This is a genomic window from Flavobacterium sp. P1_E4, from assembly GCF_056405915.1.
The window spans coordinates 196068-215660 of the sequence record NZ_JBFUBE010000005.1; the positions used below are offsets into that span (position 1 = coordinate 196068).

The following is a 19593-nucleotide window of genomic DNA, read 5'->3' on the forward strand; positions in this document are numbered from 1 at the left end:
CATTTTATAAAACAGAAATTATAGCTAACTTTAAGCTAGATAATTAGATAAAAATAGCCAGCATGAAGGAATCCAATTTTATAAAAATTGAAGCCGTTCAAATGACGGAAGCTTTTAATATAAAAAAATTAAGAACCGAATTTGGTATTGAGCCCCACTCAAGTTCTCCCTCTGAAATTTTTTATGTTTTGGCGAATGATAAACGTTACCTCTATATATTTGATTATGGAGTAGTTGTGTTTGCAAATTTTACGATAGCCGAAAAAAAAGAATTTACTGATTTTGTCAAAAATTATGCTTCCACAAATGTTTTTCTGGATTTGTTTGAAGAATATAGAATTCAAATTGACGAAAACAATCCAAAACTGCTCATCAAGAATGATTATGTTTCGGTTCCATACGTTAATCCTTCAGTTTTGAAAACCGTAATGCTTAATATCGCACAATCTGTGGCACTTGACTATTATGAGGAGTTGACAGATGCCCTCATTACTTCTTCCAAAGAATACATATTGGAGTTGGAACAACGCGGAAAATTGAGTATTTCTAAAATCAATCTACTCAAATACATCGGAAAAGTATTGAATGTTAAAAACAGTATTGTTGACAATCTTTATATTCTTGATGACCCCAATTTGGTTTGGGATAATGAAGAACTCAATCTATTAAACCGTCATCTCAAATCCAATTTTGATATAAATCCACGTTTTAAGGATCTTGATTATAGATTGGATATCGTGGAAGATAATCTAAGGCTTTTTACCGATGTTTTAAATGTTCGTGAAAGCTCCCGTTTGGAATGGATTGTTATCATATTAATCTTTCTCGAGATTATGATCGCATTACTTTTTCACTGATTATCGATCACTTTTTAACCAACCTGTAATGCTCATCCTAGTGTTTTGAGTAACCAGAACTTCATGTACTAGTTCATCACTTTTAAAAAAAACAGTTTTGCCTTGAGTTGGACTAATTTTTTGATTGTTATCCAATTGATGAATGAGTAGTTCTCCCCCATCACTTTCTTGCCAATCACTATTTAAATAACTGATCATAGAGTATTTTCGACTCGGATTGTTTTTAAATTGGTCAAGATGTTTTAGATAGAAATCCCCTACTTCATACAACGAATAATGGAATTCATAACCCGTAATTCCAGCATAACAACTTTGGTTCAAATAAAGTATAAAAGCTTCTATTTGTATAAAAAACTCATTCTCAAACGCATTATTGTTTTTTTTGTCAAGCCAATAGATCGAATCGCTTCGAATGGCACCATCATATGCCAACTTCTCTGAATTACCTATGCCTGCAGCTGCTAATTGACTATTTTTATTTAAAGTATATAAATTCTGCTTTAAATTATTGGCCAAATCATCGCTTAAGAAATTTTCTGATATGCCCACTTTATTTTCTATATAAGTAGCAATCAAAGCTTCAAAACTATTTTCCATATCCATTTTGATGGACTTAAAAATAGTTCCAACGCGGCAAGGTAGACTAATTAAAATCAGTAACGCCACATTTAAAATAAATAACACGTAAAATACTGATAATCAATTAATTTTTGTTAAATTTAATTCTTTTTTTAACTAAAAATTTAACTAAACATGAAAAACTTTATTGCAACAGTATTGTTGATTGCGACATGCATCACATACGCTCAAAAAAAACCTAACGGTACCATTTATGTAGAGCATCCAGCTATTACTACGGTAGAAGACATGACGCAAGCATTTGTTAGTGGGAACACTGATAAAGTAGCCAGCTATTTAGCTGATGATTTTAAGTATTATAGTGGAACATCTACCAATAAGGATGATAAAGGAATGGACAAAGCTGCTTATTTAAAGACTGTTAAAACATGGAAAGACAACATAGACTATCCAAGTATCAAAAGATCCAAAGGCGCTTATCCTGATGCACTTGAATATAAAGATGCTGATCAAAAAGATTTAGTTTGGGTACAGACTTGGGAGGATATGAAAGGAGTACAGAAAGAAACAGGTGTGAAGATTGACAGACCAATTCATCGTTTATTTACAGTAAATAAAGACAATAAAATAAAAATGATGATTAACTATTCGACCAGTACTGTGAATGATGAAATTAATCAAAGTTTTGCAGACAGAACAAATGGTCAAATCTACAACCACCATGAAAATATTAATTCTGTGCGGAAAATGGTATATGCATTTGAAAACAAAGATTTTGATAAAGCTTATAAGTATTATGATGACAAAGCTACTTTTATAGATATTAATAACCCCGACATTAATAAACAATACACCTTGGCAGAACAAAAGGAAAATGATAAAAAAATGTTTGAAATGTATGATCTAGTAAGCATTGATCAAGTGGGATATCCTGATTATCTGCATTACGAATTGGACGATGCCAGAGTTGTTCAATCATGGTGGAAAATTAGATTAATCCGAAAATCAGATAAAAAAAGTATAGTCTTACCTATGATGTTCATTGATACTTTTGATGATAAAGGAAAAATAACAAATGAAATAGCATATTACAGCCAAAAAATATTAGAAGTGAAATAATGGAACATTCAGCAACTCAAATCTTAACCAAAAAACACAAAATACACTAATTAGCACGAATTAGTATCTTTTTTTTACGATACAAAGAATTTGTGCTAATTAGTGTAATTCGTGTTAACTTTTACTACTCCAGTTAGTTATAATTTACTAATATAACTTCCAAAAATATCCTTGAATTGATATCCTTCGGATATGCGGTCTTTACTTAGTTTTTTGTATTCAACCAATCCCCACAAAATGAACTCTTTCATAAAATAACGATCTCGCTTTTCTAATTGAGGTTGATATTTTTCAATTAATTTTTCGAGTGGAGCAATACTGTCCAAAATAGTTTTGTATTCCTCATCGGTGCAATCATCCAATAATTCAAAACCGCTTTCGGTGAAAAACCAATCCAAAATATCGGTGTAAGGAGTTTTTTCTCCTTGCTTTTCCAATCGCTCAATTTTTGGAAAATAGGCTGGAAAAAAAGTATGAATAGCATCATTTATCAAGCGTTGCGCCACAATGGCAGCTCCCTCCTGTTCTCCTTCGTAAACCAATTCAACCTTACCGGTTATGGAAGGAATAATCCCCATAAAGTCAGACAAACGTAAATTCGTTGTATCTATTCCGGATCGTAAAGCACGGCGTTCGGCAGTACTTAATAAATTTTCATAAGCTGTAATGCTCAATCTGGCACTTACACCACTTTTATTATCAATGAATTCGCTTTCTCGCGCTTCAAAACTAATTTGCTCCAATAAATCCCTGGCCAAAGACGGAATGTAAACCAAGTCGCTTTGGACTTTATCAAGCTTTGCTTCCTGTGTTGTAATGGTTCGGGCAATATTGATATCTTGAGGATAATGTGTCAAGATTTGTGAACCTATCCTGTCTTTTAGTGGTGTTACAATACTACCTCTATTGGTATAATCTTCAGGATTGGCGGTAAAGATAAATTGCATGTCGAGTGGCATTCTCAATTTGAATCCGCGAATTTGTATGTCACCTTCCTGCAGTATATTAAACAAAGCTACTTGAATCCTTGCTTGCAAATCTGGTAATTCGTTAATTACAAAAATACAGCGGTTGGCACGTGGAATCATCCCAAAATGGATGACGCGATCATCGGCATAGGATAATTTTAAATTTGCTGCTTTTATGGGATCGACATCGCCTATTAAATCAGCAACAGTTACATCTGGAGTGGCGAGTTTTTCGAAAAAACGATCGTTTCTGTGTAACCATGAGATTGGAGTTTCATCACCTTTTACAGCAATGATGTCTTTTGCAAAACGTGATAATGGATGAAAGGGGTCATCATTTATTTCGGAGTCTGTCACATACGGAATATATTCATCCAAAAGTTCAACCATTTTTCTAGCCAGTCTCGTTTTGGCTTGTCCACGAAGTCCCAATAAATTGATATTATGGCGCGACAAAATAGCCCTTTCCAACTCGGGAATTACGGTGTTTTCAAAACCGTGAACCCCTTCAAAAGTAGGTTTCCCTGATTTGATTTTCGCTCTCAAGTTGTAACGCAATTCATCTTTGATGCTTTTGCTTACGTATCCTGATTTCTTTAATTCTCCTAGTGTATTTATGTTTTCTATCTTCATATTTTTTATTGAAATTGATATTGCCATTGAAATTGAACTTTATTTAATCCTTTTCTTTCTATTGGTTTCATAATCCTCAAAAATCATTTCGCCCAAACCTTTCAATCCGGTGTAGAACGCTTTTCCCTGATTGGCTTCGGTAAACTTATTTACAAATTTTTGCAGATAAGGATCATTGGCAATCATAAAAGTCGTTATCGGAATATGAAGTTTTCTGGCTTGTTGTGCTTGGGTATAACATTTTTCAACGATGTAATGGTCGAGACCGTTGCTGTTCATATAATAAGATCCGTCTTTTTCTCTGACACAGCTTGGTTTGCCGTCGGTAATCATAAAGATCTGTTTGTTGGTATTTCGTTTTCTACGCAATAAGTCCATTGCCAATTGCAAACCGGCAACGGTATTGGTGTGAAATGGACCGACTTTTAGATAAGGTAAATCCCGAATGGAAATCCTCCAAGCATCATCTCCAAAAACAAGAATATCGAGTGTGTCTTTTGGATAACGGGTAGTGATTAATTCGGCCAAAGCCATTGCCACTTTCTTGGCGGGAGTTATGCGGTCTTCTCCATACAGAATCATACTGTGACTGATGTCAATCATCAAAACAGTACTCATTTGAGATTTGTAACGGGTTTCTTCGACGACCAAATCATTTTCTGTCAACATAAAATCAGCCACTCCATTATTGATTTGGGCATTACGAAGACTTTCAGTCAATGAAATACGTTCTAATCCATCTCCAAAATGAAACTCTCGAAATTCTCCCGTATGTTCATCACCATTTCCAACATGTTTGGTTTTGTGGTTACCGCTACCCGATTTTTTAATATTTCCGAAAATATTTTCTAAAGCTTGTTGACGTATCGCTCGCTCTGTTTTGGCAGTAATTCCCAAGCCTGAAGTTCCGTCATCTTTGAGTTCTTCTCGGATGTATCCTTTTTTCTTCAAATCCTCAATAAAATCGTCGATGGTATAGGATGAATCGGTTAGTTTATATTCTTTATCCAATTCGCGTAGCCAACTGATAGCTTCATCAAAATCTCCCGAAGTGTGTGTAATAAGCTCTTTGAAAATAGCAAAAAGCTTATCAAATGGAGATTGAAACGGAGCTTCGTAGCTTTTAAAATAGAATCCCTTTTTTATCGTAGTGTTCATAATCATAAATTTAGATTATTTTTAAATGAACTCAGCGCTAACAATTTATAATTTTACGTTAAAAGGCTTTAATTAAATGAAACATATAATTTAGTGAGCTAAAAAAAAAGATAACCATTAAGAAATTAAGATTCATTTAGAGTTAATGCTTAATGAATCTTAATTTCTTAATGGTTAAAAAAAATTAAACTTTTTGTTTAAAATGATTAATCTACTTTTTTGAAAATCAATTCTTMTCCCGATTGATTAGTAAGTATTAATCGCAAATTTTCCACTTTATAATTGGTTGTGCTTTGTAATGTTTTTAGGAATTCATTTTCTTTATTATTAGCTCCGCAAGCCATTCGAGTAGTTATAGTATTTACAAATCGAAGCAATCCTCTTTCAAAGAAAATCGTTCCATTCATTCTGTTGCAACCTGCAAACCCCATGAATTGATTGGTCGAACTGTTTATTTCAAGATTAGGTAATTCTTTAGTAAAATCTGCCAAACTCACCTTTTGTCCATTTAATTGTTCCAAAACCCAAATATCGTGCAAACGAGAATCGGTAATATAGTTTCCGCAACCACTCAAGAATGTTGAGTTATTATTTTTCACAATTTCAATTCGAACAGAATAATTCGATTTGTCACCAGACATCGTATTTACACATTCCTGTTGCATGATTTGGATAATCATTGTTACAGTTCCAGTTGTAACGCGATACATTTTTACATTTGCATCCATGGCACGAAGAGGCTCAACGTGATTTCCTGTATATGTTGCAAAACCTGGTATCAAAGAAGTGAATTCAATGGTTTTCTCGGATATTTTCAAATTCCAATCGGGTTCATTACCATTTCCTCTAAAGTAAATACCTTTCTCCAAATTCTCCATTTGCTGTTTGTAGGCAAAAGTAGGTTCTGCTTTCGCAGCCTCATTCGGAACTTTTACTGCACTTTTGCAACCAATAATAAGCAATACAATTGGCAATAATTGAATCCACTTTTTCATAAAATCTTATATTATTTAAACTTTCCATCCACATAAAACCAACTCCCATTTTCCTGTTTAAAAGTTGAAAATTCGTAATGAACGTGATTTACATTATTTTCATCAATAAAATATGCTTTGAATTCCACGGTATTTTCTGTGGCTGAGATAATTTCCAGTTTTTGCCATTTATTGGCTGTCGCCCAATGCAAAATTTCTTCTCTGGAGTAATATTTCCTTTCGCTACTATGTGTTGTCGCCAATAAATAATCTGCCTGATGAGTTGCGTAGGCCGAATATCTCGATTTCATCAATGCCAAAGCGGTTGGCGCACGTTGTTCTCCACTAATATAAAGACCACAACACGATTCAAAAGATTTCTGAGAACCACAATAACATTTTTTGGAAGTCATATTCTATTTAAAAAAATCAATAATTTATGAATTATATATGTCCGTCAAGCAAAACGATTCTTTGGTGCAATTGATTCAGCAACACTTGATATTTACTGATTTCAATAAGATCTTCATCCTCTTCGGCATGATCCAACATTTCATCTAGTTCCTCACTAACTTCAACCAATTTATTACTGGCTTCCTTAGCATTTTTACTGGCAATAAAATCGATTATCTCCTGAACACCATTTTTTAATTCGCTAAATTTATTTTTGTCCATCATTGTTAGATTTGATTATCCTCAGAAGACTTCCCTTCATTGAATTTTTTAGTGATTTGTTTTAGTTTTTCCTTACGATCCATCGCTGCTTTCTTGGCCTTGTCTTGAGCTTTGTGCAGTTTGTCGTTGTGTTTCTTTATGTTTTTTTCGTTGTTTCGGCTCATTGTATTTCTCTTTTTATTTCTTCCAATGTTTTATTGGTAAAAATTAATTCCTCTATAATTTCCTTGCGTAATTCATCAATATCATCATAATCAAAATACTTAGCCCAAGAAGTAAGTTCAAATAAATTCCGAATCTGCTTGATTCTTTTTGCAGTAAAAAAACTCGTTCTCAGTATGGCTTTCGAATCGTAATTTGGATTGTTTCGGTGTTGGTAATTAACAGTTTTCTTCTCGTAATTGGCTTCCAAATAGTACAATTCTTCTTCAGAATTATCGGGATAAAATTCATTCCAGGCGGCAAAACCTATTTTGAATTTGGATTCTGTCTCTGGTTCCATTGGCTCCAATCGCCATTTGCTATTGGCCAAACGCCCCCAATGATTGGACAGGCGGTACATCCCTTCCTTAGTATAAAAATATTTGCTACCAGATTGACTATCATACTGCACTGGCATTCCTGCAATTCGATCAGGCAACACTTCATGAAAAACACAAAATGTATTTTTGAATGATTTTGGACTCGGTCGAAATATTTTTTCCATAAAACAAAGGTAGCCACAAACAACAGTATCTACCAAATCAATTCAAAAAACTACCAAAATCAATTTCCATTTAAAACAATTATGGGGTGTCACCATCAAGAAAAGGGACCTAATTTACGCAAGGGTGATTCGGTCCCTTTTCTTGATGCTGTCTGGCTATCCGCAATACTTCGGTAGCTTGCTCCAAACGAAGTTCACTGAGCTCCTATGGAAATAAATATATAGTGAAGTAATCCCTCACCCGATCGCAATCGTATTTACGCTCAAAAAGTAAATATTCAATTCCCGAAAAATCATTTCAACCCCAAATCCCATATCAATCTCCGATTAATTAGCTAACTTTGCCCCAGAATTATTTTAAAATAAACAGATTATGACCAAAGCATCAGAGGAAAGAATGTTACAAAAAGGCGTTTTTACAGGAATAATGGAGCAAGATGAAAACAAAAATTATTTTTGTGGAATTTATCTTTTAGACTTCAAGATGGCTCAGAAACACAATCTTGGTGATTGGATTACCATAAAAAGTGTTATCGAAAACCCAAGCGACATCAGCTACAATAAATATCCAAAGAAATCTAAAAACTTTGATAAGGCCAATATGAAGCCTGAACAATAGACTTTTAGACAAAAAAAAATATTTATAAAAATCAAAAAAGCACTTTTTTTGATTTTTTTTTTGTCCTAAACTAAAAAGTTAAAAAAAAGTGTACCTTTGCAAAAAATTGTCGATTTCCAGCCAAAAGATGTTTGGTTTGATAGTAAAAGACAAGTAGTTACCTTATTTATGAAAAAAATAGTTGAATACCGCAAACTACTTAATGTAGAAAAAACAGTAGAGCTTAAAGAATTGAAAACCATCTATCGTAATGCGATGAAAGACGCACATCCTGATAAATTTCAAGGTGATGAAGCTGGTTTAAAAGAAGCTGAAGAAAACAGTAAAAAAATAATTGAAGCATACCACTTCTTGGTAAGCATTAACGCTGAGACAATTAAACAACTTTTACCTGAATATACTGAGACAACTTCTACATCAACAATTACAGACTACAAATTTGTTGAAGGAAGATTAATTGTCAATTTCTCAAACGGAAGCGTATACGAATACATCAGTGTTCCTAAAGCAACTTACGTGAAAATGGTAAACGCTGATTCTCCTGGAAGATTTGCAAAAAGACACATCTTTAATGCATTTCCTTGGAGAAAAACTATCAACCAAGAATAGTTTTCAATAATAGACATATGCAAAAGCACTCTTTTAAAGGAGTGCTTTTTTTTTTTGGATCTACAATAATTACTACATTTAATTTACATCAAAAATCTAAAAATTGTAAATATATTTTAAGCGACTGGTCCTTTACGCAAAATTGTTCCCACAATGAATAAAAAAATCGCAGCCTCAAAAAAATCAACATTATAAGGAATATCAGTAATCAAGGAAGTTAAAATAATTACCACACTTATTACCAAGCTTATAAATTTCAAAAATGACTTTTAGTTAACATTTATTTAACAAGCTTTTTAATAAATTAGCCTACCCAAATAATGCTAACTTAACCTCAAAACCATGAATGATTATATTAATCGGTATCATAGGCAATATAAAAATGCCCTGAAAACCTTTGAAAAGCTTGAAAAAATAAAGGCTGAAATTGATTTTAAGTTAAAATCAAACCCTGTTTGTTCTCATCTACACAAAGATTTGAGAACTGTTAATTTAGATATTAAGATAACATTAAATGAAATCGAACATATTGAATCACATATTCACCAATGCGAATCCTAAAAATTCAATAATTTTAAAACCTATTTAATACATTATGCACTCTATAACTTTTGTAGAGTATATATATTCAAACTATTATAAAATTATAAATATTGAATTTGCTAGTTTTTAAGAACTTTAAATGCTAGAAAATTATAACATAAATTTAGGTCCTAAAGTTATTGTTAATTTATAATTTTAAATACTTTTGTAACCTTAAAAACAATTAACTAATAAAAATGAAAAAAATTATTTTATTTCTTACTGCTACAGCATTACTTACTTCTTGTAGCAAAGACAAATACACTATCTCAGGAACTGCTACTGGTTTTGGAAACGGAAAAACAGTAATCCTAGAAACTCAAGATGAGAAAGGTATGGGATTAATTGCTGTTGATACAGTAAAAATAGAAAACGGTAAATTTGAAATTAAAGGAAAAGCAGTTGAACCATCTTTCCACACTTTGCAAATTGAAGGCGCACAAGGTAAAATTCCATTTATCTTAGAAAATGGAGATATTACAATCGTTGTTAACAAAGATACAATTCAAAAATCTAAAGTTTCAGGTACTTATAACAATGATGAGTATGTGAAATTCAACGAAGAAATTACTAAAATTCAAAAACCTTTGATGAGTTTTCAAACAGCTAATATGCAAAAAATGCAAATGGCACAACAAAGTAAAGATACTGCAACTATCAATAGTTTAATGAAAGAATACACTAAAATTCAAACTGAAATTGGTGCTACTTCAAAAACTAAATATGTTGACTATGCAAATACACACCCAAAATCTTTTATCAGTGTATTAATCATCCAAGGGATGAGCAATGATCCAGCAGTAGATTCTAAAAAAATTGAAACTATGTACAATAGCCTTGAAGAGTCTTTGAAAAACTCTAAACCAGGTAAAGCTTTAAAAACAAAACTTGCTGAATTGAAAACTCCTTCTGTTGGTGCAACTACAATGCCACAAGCTCCAGCTGCTAAATGAAGGACTGATTTCTCTGCTCCTAATCCTCAAGGCAAAACAATCAGCCTTAAGGAAAGTTTAGGAAAAGTGACAATTGTTGATTTTTGGGCTTCATGGTGTGGTCCTTGTCGAAAAGAAAATCCAACCGTAGTAGCCATTTATGCTGAATTGCATTCTAAAGGTCTTAATATAATTGGTGTTTCTCTAGATGAAGATCCTGCAAAATGGAAAGAAGCTATTGCAAAAGATAAGCTAACTTGGACTCAAGTTTCAAATCTTAAAGGTTGGGAAGATCCAATTGCAAAGCAATATAAAGTAGAATCAATTCCAGCTACCTTCATCCTTGATCAATCAGGAAATGTAGTGGCGCAAGATTTAAGAGGCGATGAACTTAAAGCAAAAATCATTGAACTACTAGGAAAATAATTCTTTTTAGTACTTCAAAATAAAAAATCTCCCTTGTGGAGATTTTTTATTTTATTCAATACCAATGCATTAAAAATAATACTAAAATAAAGTGCAAAAAAAGTTTGTAAAACTAAAAACAGTCTCTATATTTGCACCCGGATAACGCAATAAGCGTTACCAAATAAGGCCTGGGGAGATACTCAAGCGGCCAACGAGGGCAGACTGTAAATCTGCTGTGTGAACTTCGCAGGTTCGAATCCTGCTCTCCCCACTAAAAACGCTTCAAGAAATTGAAGCCTTTTTTTTTTACTAAAAACACTACTAAATACATATAGTTTATACAATTTATTAGTTATGTTAAAAAAATCAATCGAAGCATTAAAACTTGAAGCTGAAAATACAGGCAAAAATTCATTAAAACGTAGTTTAGGCGCTGTTAATTTAGTTGCAATTGGAGTCGGAGTAATTATTGGCGCAGGTCTTTTTTCATTAACTGGAATTGCAGCTGCTAATAATTCCGGACCAGCGGTAATACTATCATTTGTTATCGCTGCTGTTGGTTGCGCATTTAGCGCTTTATGCTATGCAGAGTTCGCTTCAATGGTTCCTGTTTCCGGAAGTGCTTACACTTATGCTTACGCAACCTTAGGTGAGCTTTTTGCTTGGATTATCGGATGGGATTTAATCCTAGAATATTCGGTTGGTGCTGCCACGGTTGGAATAAGTTGGTCACAATATTTGGTCAAGTTTTTAGAAAAATTCGATATTTTCATTCCGCCACAATTGGTTTTATCTCCTTTTGAAACTGCCACATTAGCCGATGGAAGTATTGTTCATGGCATTGTAAATCTGCCTTCCATTTTAATTATTGCCTTAATTACTTCTATCATCATTCGTGGAACAAAAGGTTCTGCTTTATTCAATGCTGTCGTAGTGGCTTTAAAAGTGGGTGTTGTGATTGTTTTTATCGCTTTGGGCTGGCATTATATTGATCCGGCAAATTATCATCCTTTCATTCCGAATAACACAGGAACATTTGGAGAATTTGGTTGGTCTGGTGTTTTACGTGGAGCGGGTGTAGTTTTCTTTGTTTTTATTGGATTTGATATTGTTGCAACAATGGCTCAAGAAACGAAAAACCCACAACGAAATATGCCCATTGGAATACTAGGATCTTTACTTGTGTGTACTGTTCTTTTTATTCTATTTGGTTATGTAATGACAGGATTGGCTAATTACACTGAATTCAAAAATAGCGCAGCACCTGTTGCCATTGCTATAGCGAATACACCTTATGAATGGTTAGGCATAGCTGTTATTTTAGCTATTCTAATTGGCTATACTTCGGTTATACTAGTTGATTTATTGGGACAATCACGTGTGTTTTATTCGATGAGTAAAGATGGACTGCTGCCAAAAGTTTTTTCAGAGTTGCATCCAAAATTCAATACACCTTATAAATCTAATATTGTTCTATGCATTTTTATTAGTCTTTTCGCAGGATTAGTTCCAATAAGTATTGTAGGCGAAATGACAAGCATTGGTACTTTACTGGCTTTTGTAATGGTTTGCTTGGGGATTTTAATTCTTCGAAAAAAAGAACCTAATTTAGAACGTCCATTTAAAACACCATTTGTTCCTCTTGTTCCTATTTTAGGAATTATTACTTGTGTTGTTATGATGGTTTCTTTACCATTTGATACTTGGTTACGACTTTTTGTTTGGTTAGCTATTGGCTTTATAATTTATTTCTTTTATGGCAAGAAAAGAAGTAAACTTCGAAACGAAACTAAATCTTAATAAAAAAAGTGCTTGAATTTTCAAGCACTTTTTTTATTTTGTTATGAAAACAGGATTGCATGAAGGATGGAAATGACATCCTTTTCTTTTCCTCCTTTAGGAAAAGAAAAGATATAATGAACAGCCTGACCCATGTGGTCATGCCCATTTTAATCTTATTCCAATTTAAAACTAACACTAACATTGGCAATAATCTCAATTTCACCTGCTGCCATTGTTTGTCTAGGAGCCGCTCCATCAGCTTCCATTGCCATCGATTTCATAGCATAAACAGGTTGTGGATAGTACGTTTGTGAATTATCTGTAATAGTTATCGCTGCGCCAACTTTTTGCCCTAAAACAGACACATACTCCTCAGCTTTCATTTTCGCATCTTTCATAGCTGCTTTTCTAGCGTCAGATTGGTATTGAGCCAACTTTGATGATTGAAAAGTCACATTGTCAATACGATTTATACCTTGATCTACTAATCCTTCCATTAATTCATCATACTTTGTTAAATCTCTCAAAAGAATCTCAATAGTTTGTGTAGCGTTATAAGTATGTTTCTTTTTTTCATAATCATATTGTGGATTCAATGAAACTCTTTTTGTTTTATAATCTGCGGGAGCCAAATTCATACTTTTGACTAATTTTAAAACAGCCTCCATTTGCTGGTCATTTTGTTTTTTTACATCTTTGGCATTAGTTCCTTTAGTTTCCACAGTAGCCAAAATGGTAACTTGATCAGGAACCACTTTTATTTTTCCTTCACCCGATACGTTTACTTGAGGAATTGGTTTAATTTCTTGGCTGTATGCCAAAACCGTAAATAGACAGATAACAAACAAAATTAATTTTTTCATAATGTTGATTTTTATAGATTAAAAAATTTAAAGTTTTCCCATTTTTGCCATTGCAAAAAGAATAACAATAGGTATAGCAAGTAAAACGGTCATTAGAGTATGTTCTTGTATTAATTCAGGATTTCTTAGGATAGTAATCAAATAACCTCCTATGGCACCTCCAAAATGAGCTGTATGACCTATATTGTCATTTTTGGATTTCATGCCGTAGATAGAATACAACAAGTACATAATACCAAATAGATAGGCAGGAATTGGAATTACAAAAAATAAGCCCAACATCATATCAGGCTGTAATAGTATAGCAGAATACAAAACTCCCGTAACTGCTCCTGATGCTCCTACAGCTCTATAACTGTAGTCGTCTTTATGGAACAACATTGTCAATAAACTGCCAAAAATCAAACTACCAAAATAAACCATGATAAATGAAATATTACCCAAATAATTCATAACAACCGGCGCAAAGAAATAAAGAGTTAGCATATTGAACAATAAATGAGTCATGTCAACATGTAGAAATCCGGACGAAATCATTCGAACTTGTTCACCAGCACGAATACTTCCCACGTGAAACTCATATTTTCTAAAAAAAGAAAAATCGTTAAATCCTTTATAACTTATCAGCACATTGGCGATAATAATTCCAATTAAAATAGCATTCATAAAAATGTAGGTGTTTTTTAAAATTTAGTGTAAATCTAATTAATAAAGGAATCATAAACTATCTCCATGTGTTATTTAAAAACTATATTTGGCGAAATATCATAAAATGAAATACATTGTTTATTTAATTGTTTACCCTATTCTATGGTGTATTTCAATATTACCATTCCGATTACTGTATCTTTTTTCAGACTTTGCTTACATCATCGTTTACCGACTTATTGGTTACCGAAAAAAGACAGTAAGAAACAATTTAGCATTAACCTTACCTCATTTATCTAATAAAGAACGATTGGTCATTGAAAAAAAATTCTTTCACCATATGTGTGATATGTTTCTGGAAATGATAAAAACAATGACTATTTCCAAAGACGAAATATGCAAAAGATATGTCTTCAAAAATTTTGAAATCTATTCTGAACTGGAAAAGCAAGAAAAAAGTATTGCCATTATGTGTGCGCATTATGCCAGTTATGAATGGGTTGTTTCAATGAACTATTTCACAAAATTTCATGGCTACGGAATTTATAAGCAAATTAAAAACCCCTATTTTGATAAATTAGTACATTCCATTCGCTCTAAATTCAATGCAACTTTGATAACTACCAAAGAAACAATCCCAACAATCATAACCAACAACAGAAATAAAAAACTATCTGTCTATGGTTTTGCCAGTGATCAATCTCCAAAAGAGAACAGCGCTCATCATTGGACAAAATTTATGGGTATTGAGGTGCCAGTTCATACAGGCGCCGAAATGCTGGCCAAAAAATATAACATGAATGTAGTTTTTCTTAAAACAAAAAAAGTAAAACGTGGCTATTATGAGGCGACTTTGGAAGTACTTTCAGAAAATGCAAAAGAAATCCCTAACTATGAATTAACAGATTTATTTTTAAAACGGGTAGAAGAACAAATTTATGAGTCTCCAGAATATTATTTATGGACTCATAAACGATGGAAACACCAAAGATAATTTCTTAAAATAATCATAAAAGAAATGGCATAAAATTTATAGTCAATTATTAAAAAAGATTATTTTTTATATTTGCATTAAATTTTAATAAATGCAATACTTCATTTATATACTCTTCTATCCAATTATTTGGATAATTTCGATGCTTCCCTTTCGATTATTATATATATTTTCCGATTTTGTTTATTTCATTGCATACCGAGTTATTGGATATCGTAAAAGAACGGTTCGTAAAAACCTTGTCTTGGCATTACCCCATTTATCAGATCAAGAGCGATTGATTGTAGAAAAAAAGTTCTACCACCACATGTGTGATATGTTTATTGAAATGATAAAAACAATGAATATTTCCAAAGAAGAAATTTGCAAAAGATTTGTTTTTAAAAATATTGAAGTCTATAAAGAACTAGAAAAACAAGGGAAAAGTGTAGCTATTATTTGCTCACATTATGCCAGTTATGAATGGATTATATCTATGAATTACTATTCGGATTTTATGGCATATGGAATTTATAAACAAATAAAGAATCCTTATTTTGATAAACTGGTACATAAAATAAGATCCCGATTTAATGCCAAATTAATCACGACAAAACAGACAGTTCCAACAATAATCAATAATAATAAAAACAATGTATTGTCATTGTATGGTTTTGCCAGCGACCAGTCACCCAAGGCAAAAGGAGCTATGCATTGGTCAAAATTCATGGGAATTGAAGTCCCTGTTCATGTGGGCGCCGAAATGTTATCCAAAAGATACAATATGAATCTGGTTTATCTAAATACTAAAAAAGTATCACGAGGTCATTACGAAGCAACGCTTGAAATTCTTTCTGATAATCCAAAAGAAGTTCCAAACTTTGAACTTACTGACCAGTACTTGAAACTTTTAGAAAAACAAATCTACGAAGCCCCTGAATTCTATTTATGGACACATAAAAGATGGAAATACAGAAGAGATAAAATTTAAGATTTTTGATTTTTGATTGCAGATTTTTGAACATAAACAAAACACCTTTTCAAGTTAGTAATTCTGAAAAGGTGTTTTTTTTTTATCCATAKTTACTCAGATTCTTAGAATCTTAGTTACTTATAAAGAAAACCAATCATGAACTAAAGTATCTTCAATTGCATGAGAGTTTTTGTGTACAAACTCATTGGTGTCTTTATTGTAATTATAATCTAATGACCAACTTTTATGATTTTCAGCCAAAGATTTAATGCTATTGCAAACATATTCGATTTCAGCCGTTGTGGTTGTCGGATGTATCGACATTCTAATCCAACCTGGCTTTCTGATTAAATCTCCCAAACTAATTTCATCAATTAATTTATTTGAAGCTTCCTGGTCCACGTGTAATAAGAAATGCCCATAAGTCCCAGCACAACTACAACCACCACGAGTTTGAATTCCGAATTTATCATTCAATAGTTTTACCCCTAAATTAAAATGTAGATCTTCTATAAAAAATGAAATTACTCCCAATCGATTGTGATGTTGTCCAGCAAGAATCTTGATGTTTGGAATATTTCCCAATGAGTCAAAAACATACTCCACAATTTCATGTTCGCGTTTCAGTATATTTTCAATTCCCATTTGCTCTTTCAATTGAATTGCCAATGCCGTTTTGATCACTTGAAGAAATCCTGGAGTACCACCGTCTTCCCTATCTTCTATATTGTCAATGTATTTATGTTCTCCCCAAGGATTTGTCCAAGAAACTGTTCCTCCACCCGGACAATCAGGCACCATGTTATGGTATAATTTTTTATTAAAAACCAAAACTCCTGAAGTTCCCGGCCCACCTAAAAATTTGTGTGGAGAAAAGAAAATCGCATCCAAATACGATTCTGAATCTTCTGGATGCATATCTATTTTCACATAAGGTCCCGAACAGGCAAAATCCACAAAACAAACCCCGTTATGCTGATGCATTAGTTTGGCGGCTTCATGGTAAGGTGTTTTAATTCCGGTTACGTTAGAACATGACGTTATGGAAGCAATCTTATAGGTTCTGTCTTTGTATTTATCCAATAAAACCGCTAAATTATCAATACTAAAAAGCCCTTCCTCACACGATGGAATGACTTCTACATCGGCGATGGTTTCAAGCCATGAAGTTTGGTTGGAATGATGCTCCATGTGCGAAATAAAAACAATCGGTTTTTTTTCAGCTGGAATATTTATATAATCTTTTAGATTTTCGGGTACTTTTAAACCTAATATACGTTGAAATTTATTTACCACACCTGTCATTCCGGTTCCATCCGTTATCAAAACATCGTCTGAATTTGCATTTACGTGATGCTTAATAATGTTACGGGCATGATGATACGATTTGGTCATTGCAGTTCCGGAAACCGTAGTTTCGGTATGTGTATTGGCAACAAAAGGCCCAAACTCATTCATCAATTTTTCTTCGATCGGACGATACAAACGACCACTGGCTGTCCAATCAGTATAGATGATTTTTTGTTGCCCATAAGGCGATTCAAACCCTTGGTCAATTCCAATAATATTATCTCGAAATTGCTGAAAATATTGTTCTAGTTGTGTTGTAACTTTTGTTGAGACCATTTGAATTAAATTTGGTTTCAAATATATTGCTTTTTGACCGAATTCAAACTTCAAACATTACATTTTTGAAAATATTACAACCAAAAACAATAATTATCCTCAGATTAATCTTTAATATATTCATATTTTCGATAAAAATTCAATAAAAAAGCATTTAAATAAATTATCTATTTAACCCATTTAATCTATAGATTTTAAATAAAATTTTTAATATTATAGATTCGAATTCGGTTACAATTATAAATAATAACAAAGAAGCACTATCTTTATCTTTGGCCCCGATCACAGTGAAAGTCCTCGTAGCTTTTGCGAAGAGATTGAAACGGAGAGCGGGACCAATACCGCCATAAATGCCTACTCTTTCTGCTCCAAAAAAATATTTAATCATTCTTCATAAGACATAAAAAAAACCGACTCTCGTCGGTTTTAAAGTTTTATATTCCAGCAACTGCTTTTATTTCGTCAATAATTCGCAGCGCTAAAGAATCTGCTAATTGTTGGGTAGCGGCTTCGGTATAAATACGAATAATTGGTTCTGTGTTCGATTTTCTTAAATGAACCCAATTATCGGCAAAGTCAATCTTCACGCCATCTATTGTGGTGATATCTTCGTTTTTATATTTTTCGGTCATCGCCACAAGAATCGCATCTACATCTATTTGTGGAGTCAACTCAATTTTGTTTTTGCTCATATAATATTCCGGGTAGGAAGCACGCAAAGCAGAAACCGACATTTTTTTGTTGGCCAAATGAGTAAGGAACAAAGCCACACCCACCATACTGTCGCGACCGTAATGTGACTCTGGGTAAATGATACCACCATTGCCCTCACCACCGATTATCGCATTATTTTTTTTCATCAATTCTACTACGTTCACCTCACCTACTGCGCTGGCTTCATAGTTTCCATTGTGTTTGTTTGTCACGTCACGCAATGCGCGAGAAGATGACATATTAGATACTGTATTTCCAGGCGTTTTGCTCAAAACATAATCCGCACAAGCCACCAAAGTATATTCTTCACCAAACATTTCACCGTCTTCGCTGATGAAAGCCAAACGATCCACATCTGGATCAACAACAACACCCAAATGTGCTTTTTCTTTAACCACCAACTCTGAAATATCTGTTAGGTGTTCTTTCAAAGGTTCTGGATTGTGAGGAAAATGGCCGTTTGGTTCACAGTATAATTTTACTACTTCAACGCCCATTAATTCCAATAATCTAGGGATAATAATTCCTCCTGATGAATTCACGCCATCCACAACCACTTTGAATTTGGCTGCTTTTACGGCTTCAACATCCACCAATGGCAAGTTCAATACTTCGTCGATATGAATATCCATATAGGCATCATTTATAGTGATTTCGCCCAAACTGTCTACATCTGCAAAATCAAAAGCTTCGGCTTCGGCAATCTCAAGGATTTTTTCTCCTGCTGCACCACTTAAGAATTCACCTTTTTCATTCAATAATTTCAAGGCATTCCATTGTTTTGGATTATGTGAGGCAGTCAAAATGATTCCACCATCGGCTTTTTCCAATGGAACAGCAATTTCTACAGTCGGAGTTGTCGAAAGACCTAAATCTATTACATCAATTCCTAATCCTATAAGTGTATTAATAACTAAATTATGAATCATTGGTCCAGAAATACGGGCATCACGACCTACTACAACAGTTAGTTTATCTTTTTTGGAATAATTTTTAAGCCAAGTTCCATACGCAGAAGCAAATTTTACGGCATCAACCGGAGTTAAATTATCTCCTACTTTCCCTCCTATTGTTCCTCGAATTCCGGATATTGATTTTATTAAAGTCATTTTTTTTAATTAATGGTTATTTGTTACAAATATAAAAAAGTTGCTGAGTTTCTGAGGTGCTGAGTGGCTAAGTTTTTATAAAATTG

At 33.2% G+C, this 19593-nt stretch carries 21 protein-coding genes, 1 tRNA gene and 1 pseudogene; 11 read left to right on the forward strand and 12 right to left on the reverse strand.

Annotated features, from left to right (window positions below; genetic code table 11):
* Nucleotides 1-62 precede the first annotated feature (62 nt).
* Nucleotides 63-857, forward strand: coding sequence for an RMD1 family protein (locus AC1DY0_RS07385; RefSeq protein WP_477187990.1), 795 nt, complete (start codon nt 63-65; stop codon nt 855-857).
* Here the strand turns inward: AC1DY0_RS07385 and AC1DY0_RS07390 are convergent, their stop codons facing one another.
* Nucleotides 858-1454, reverse strand: a complete 597-nt coding sequence (locus AC1DY0_RS07390; protein ID WP_477187991.1) for a 2OG-Fe(II) oxygenase — start codon at nt 1452-1454, stop codon at nt 858-860.
* Nucleotides 1455-1610: 156 nt separating this feature from the next.
* On the opposite strand from AC1DY0_RS07390, the gene AC1DY0_RS07395 reads away from it, so the two are divergent.
* On the forward strand, nt 1611-2555 hold the full coding sequence (locus AC1DY0_RS07395; protein ID WP_477187992.1) for a nuclear transport factor 2-like protein: 945 nt from the start codon (nt 1611-1613) through the stop codon (nt 2553-2555).
* Nucleotides 2556-2692: 137 nt separating this feature from the next.
* Here AC1DY0_RS07395 and AC1DY0_RS07400 read toward each other — a convergent pair whose 3' ends face one another.
* The 7 genes from AC1DY0_RS07400 to AC1DY0_RS07430 all read right to left on the reverse strand — a co-directional run bounded on the left by AC1DY0_RS07400 (nt 2693) and on the right by AC1DY0_RS07430 (nt 7669).
* A complete protein-coding gene (locus tag AC1DY0_RS07400) occupies nt 2693-4156 on the reverse strand; it encodes an AAA family ATPase (RefSeq protein WP_477187993.1) in 1464 nt (487 codons plus the stop codon).
* A 39-nt stretch (nt 4157-4195) separates the two neighbouring features.
* Nucleotides 4196-5314 (reverse strand): vWA domain-containing protein, encoded by a 1119-nt coding sequence (locus tag AC1DY0_RS07405; RefSeq protein ID WP_477187994.1) that lies wholly within the window; start codon nt 5312-5314, stop codon nt 4196-4198.
* Nucleotides 5315-5520: 206 nt separating this feature from the next.
* Nucleotides 5521-6309 carry an META domain-containing protein gene (locus AC1DY0_RS07410; protein ID WP_477187995.1) on the reverse strand — a complete coding sequence of 263 codons (789 nt, stop codon included), beginning with the start codon at nt 6307-6309 and terminating at the stop codon, nt 5521-5523.
* 11 nt (nt 6310-6320) lie between these two features.
* On the reverse strand, nt 6321-6701 hold the full coding sequence (locus AC1DY0_RS07415; RefSeq protein ID WP_477187996.1) for a YchJ family protein: 381 nt from the start codon (nt 6699-6701) through the stop codon (nt 6321-6323).
* Nucleotides 6702-6732: 31 nt separating this feature from the next.
* A complete protein-coding gene (locus AC1DY0_RS07420) occupies nt 6733-6963 on the reverse strand; it encodes a hypothetical protein (RefSeq protein ID WP_477187997.1) in 231 nt (76 codons plus the stop codon).
* A gap of 5 nt (nt 6964-6968) precedes the next feature.
* Nucleotides 6969-7127 carry a hypothetical protein gene (locus AC1DY0_RS07425; RefSeq protein ID WP_477187998.1) on the reverse strand — a complete coding sequence of 53 codons (159 nt, stop codon included), beginning with the start codon at nt 7125-7127 and terminating at the stop codon, nt 6969-6971.
* Entirely contained in the window at nt 7124-7669 is a 546-nt protein-coding gene (locus tag AC1DY0_RS07430) for a hypothetical protein (RefSeq protein ID WP_477187999.1), read from the reverse strand. The genes AC1DY0_RS07425 and AC1DY0_RS07430 overlap by 4 nt, the downstream gene beginning before the upstream one ends.
* Nucleotides 7670-8042: 373 nt before the next feature.
* On the opposite strand from AC1DY0_RS07430, the gene AC1DY0_RS07435 reads away from it, so the two are divergent.
* The 7 genes and pseudogenes from AC1DY0_RS07435 to AC1DY0_RS07465 all read left to right on the forward strand — a co-directional run bounded on the left by AC1DY0_RS07435 (nt 8043) and on the right by AC1DY0_RS07465 (nt 12619).
* The gene (locus tag AC1DY0_RS07435; protein WP_477188000.1) at nt 8043-8288 is read left to right on the forward strand and encodes a hypothetical protein; all 246 of its coding nucleotides are present in this window, start codon (nt 8043-8045) and stop codon (nt 8286-8288) included.
* A 168-nt stretch (nt 8289-8456) separates the two neighbouring features.
* Nucleotides 8457-8897, forward strand: coding sequence for a KTSC domain-containing protein (locus AC1DY0_RS07440; protein WP_477188050.1), 441 nt, complete (start codon nt 8457-8459; stop codon nt 8895-8897).
* A 342-nt stretch (nt 8898-9239) separates the two neighbouring features.
* Nucleotides 9240-9458, forward strand: a complete 219-nt coding sequence (locus tag AC1DY0_RS07445) for a hypothetical protein (RefSeq protein WP_477188001.1) — start codon at nt 9240-9242, stop codon at nt 9456-9458.
* A 218-nt stretch (nt 9459-9676) separates the two neighbouring features.
* Complete coding sequence (locus AC1DY0_RS07450; RefSeq protein WP_477188002.1) at nt 9677-10432, forward strand: DUF4369 domain-containing protein; 756 nt, start codon at nt 9677-9679, stop codon at nt 10430-10432.
* A gap of 18 nt (nt 10433-10450) precedes the next feature.
* Nucleotides 10451-10837 (forward strand): annotated as a pseudogene (locus AC1DY0_RS07455) (TlpA family protein disulfide reductase); the annotation flags it as partial.
* Nucleotides 10838-11009: 172 nt separating this feature from the next.
* Nucleotides 11010-11090: transfer RNA gene (locus AC1DY0_RS07460), tRNA-Tyr, on the forward strand.
* Between the two features lie 83 nt (nt 11091-11173).
* Complete coding sequence (locus AC1DY0_RS07465; RefSeq protein ID WP_477188003.1) at nt 11174-12619, forward strand: amino acid permease; 1446 nt, start codon at nt 11174-11176, stop codon at nt 12617-12619.
* A 155-nt stretch (nt 12620-12774) separates the two neighbouring features.
* Here the strand turns inward: AC1DY0_RS07465 and AC1DY0_RS07470 are convergent, their stop codons facing one another.
* Both AC1DY0_RS07470 and AC1DY0_RS07475 read right to left on the reverse strand, forming a co-directional pair.
* A complete protein-coding gene (locus AC1DY0_RS07470) occupies nt 12775-13464 on the reverse strand; it encodes an SIMPL domain-containing protein (RefSeq protein WP_477188004.1) in 690 nt (229 codons plus the stop codon).
* Between the two features lie 27 nt (nt 13465-13491).
* A complete protein-coding gene (locus AC1DY0_RS07475; RefSeq protein WP_477188005.1) occupies nt 13492-14130 on the reverse strand; it encodes a rhomboid family intramembrane serine protease in 639 nt (212 codons plus the stop codon).
* Between the two features lie 106 nt (nt 14131-14236).
* On the opposite strand from AC1DY0_RS07475, the gene AC1DY0_RS07480 reads away from it, so the two are divergent.
* Together AC1DY0_RS07480 and AC1DY0_RS07485 are read left to right on the forward strand one after the other, a co-directional pair.
* Nucleotides 14237-15106, forward strand: coding sequence for a lysophospholipid acyltransferase family protein (locus AC1DY0_RS07480; RefSeq protein ID WP_477188006.1), 870 nt, complete (start codon nt 14237-14239; stop codon nt 15104-15106).
* A 91-nt stretch (nt 15107-15197) separates the two neighbouring features.
* Nucleotides 15198-16076, forward strand: a complete 879-nt coding sequence (locus AC1DY0_RS07485) for a lysophospholipid acyltransferase family protein (protein WP_477188007.1) — start codon at nt 15198-15200, stop codon at nt 16074-16076.
* A gap of 120 nt (nt 16077-16196) precedes the next feature.
* Here AC1DY0_RS07485 and AC1DY0_RS07490 read toward each other — a convergent pair whose 3' ends face one another.
* Nucleotides 16197-17684, reverse strand: coding sequence for an aminotransferase class V-fold PLP-dependent enzyme (locus tag AC1DY0_RS07490; protein ID WP_477188051.1), 1488 nt, complete (start codon nt 17682-17684; stop codon nt 16197-16199).
* 434 nt (nt 17685-18118) lie between these two features.
* The gene (glmM, locus tag AC1DY0_RS07495; protein WP_477188008.1) at nt 18119-19507 is read right to left on the reverse strand and encodes a phosphoglucosamine mutase; all 1389 of its coding nucleotides are present in this window, start codon (nt 19505-19507) and stop codon (nt 18119-18121) included.
* Between the last annotated feature and the right edge of the window lie 86 nt (nt 19508-19593).

What these genes read in the sequence shown, in the direction of transcription:
- AC1DY0_RS07385 (WP_477187990.1), top strand. Translation starts at nt 63, where the DNA reads ATGAAGGAATCCAATTTTATAAAAATTGAAGCCGTTCAAATGACGGAA.
- AC1DY0_RS07390 (WP_477187991.1), bottom strand. Translation starts at nt 1,454, where the DNA reads ATGGAAAATAGTTTTGAAGCTTTGATTGCTACTTATATAGAAAATAAA.
- AC1DY0_RS07395 (WP_477187992.1), top strand. Translation starts at nt 1,611, where the DNA reads ATGAAAAACTTTATTGCAACAGTATTGTTGATTGCGACATGCATCACA.
- AC1DY0_RS07400 (WP_477187993.1), bottom strand. Translation starts at nt 4,156, where the DNA reads ATGAAGATAGAAAACATAAATACACTAGGAGAATTAAAGAAATCAGGA.
- AC1DY0_RS07405 (WP_477187994.1), bottom strand. Translation starts at nt 5,314, where the DNA reads ATGAACACTACGATAAAAAAGGGATTCTATTTTAAAAGCTACGAAGCT.
- AC1DY0_RS07415 (WP_477187996.1), bottom strand. Translation starts at nt 6,701, where the DNA reads ATGACTTCCAAAAAATGTTATTGTGGTTCTCAGAAATCTTTTGAATCG.
- AC1DY0_RS07420 (WP_477187997.1), bottom strand. Translation starts at nt 6,963, where the DNA reads ATGGACAAAAATAAATTTAGCGAATTAAAAAATGGTGTTCAGGAGATA.
- AC1DY0_RS07425 (WP_477187998.1), bottom strand. Translation starts at nt 7,127, where the DNA reads ATGAGCCGAAACAACGAAAAAAACATAAAGAAACACAACGACAAACTG.
- AC1DY0_RS07430 (WP_477187999.1), bottom strand. Translation starts at nt 7,669, where the DNA reads ATGGAAAAAATATTTCGACCGAGTCCAAAATCATTCAAAAATACATTT.
- AC1DY0_RS07435 (WP_477188000.1), top strand. Translation starts at nt 8,043, where the DNA reads ATGACCAAAGCATCAGAGGAAAGAATGTTACAAAAAGGCGTTTTTACA.
- AC1DY0_RS07440 (WP_477188050.1), top strand. Translation starts at nt 8,457, where the DNA reads ATGAAAAAAATAGTTGAATACCGCAAACTACTTAATGTAGAAAAAACA.
- AC1DY0_RS07445 (WP_477188001.1), top strand. Translation starts at nt 9,240, where the DNA reads ATGAATGATTATATTAATCGGTATCATAGGCAATATAAAAATGCCCTG.
- AC1DY0_RS07450 (WP_477188002.1), top strand. Translation starts at nt 9,677, where the DNA reads ATGAAAAAAATTATTTTATTTCTTACTGCTACAGCATTACTTACTTCT.
- AC1DY0_RS07465 (WP_477188003.1), top strand. Translation starts at nt 11,174, where the DNA reads ATGTTAAAAAAATCAATCGAAGCATTAAAACTTGAAGCTGAAAATACA.
- AC1DY0_RS07470 (WP_477188004.1), bottom strand. Translation starts at nt 13,464, where the DNA reads ATGAAAAAATTAATTTTGTTTGTTATCTGTCTATTTACGGTTTTGGCA.
- AC1DY0_RS07475 (WP_477188005.1), bottom strand. Translation starts at nt 14,130, where the DNA reads ATGAATGCTATTTTAATTGGAATTATTATCGCCAATGTGCTGATAAGT.
- AC1DY0_RS07480 (WP_477188006.1), top strand. Translation starts at nt 14,237, where the DNA reads ATGAAATACATTGTTTATTTAATTGTTTACCCTATTCTATGGTGTATT.
- AC1DY0_RS07485 (WP_477188007.1), top strand. Translation starts at nt 15,198, where the DNA reads ATGCAATACTTCATTTATATACTCTTCTATCCAATTATTTGGATAATT.
- AC1DY0_RS07490 (WP_477188051.1), bottom strand. Translation starts at nt 17,684, where the DNA reads ATGGTCTCAACAAAAGTTACAACACAACTAGAACAATATTTTCAGCAA.
- glmM (WP_477188008.1), bottom strand. Translation starts at nt 19,507, where the DNA reads ATGACTTTAATAAAATCAATATCCGGAATTCGAGGAACAATAGGAGGG.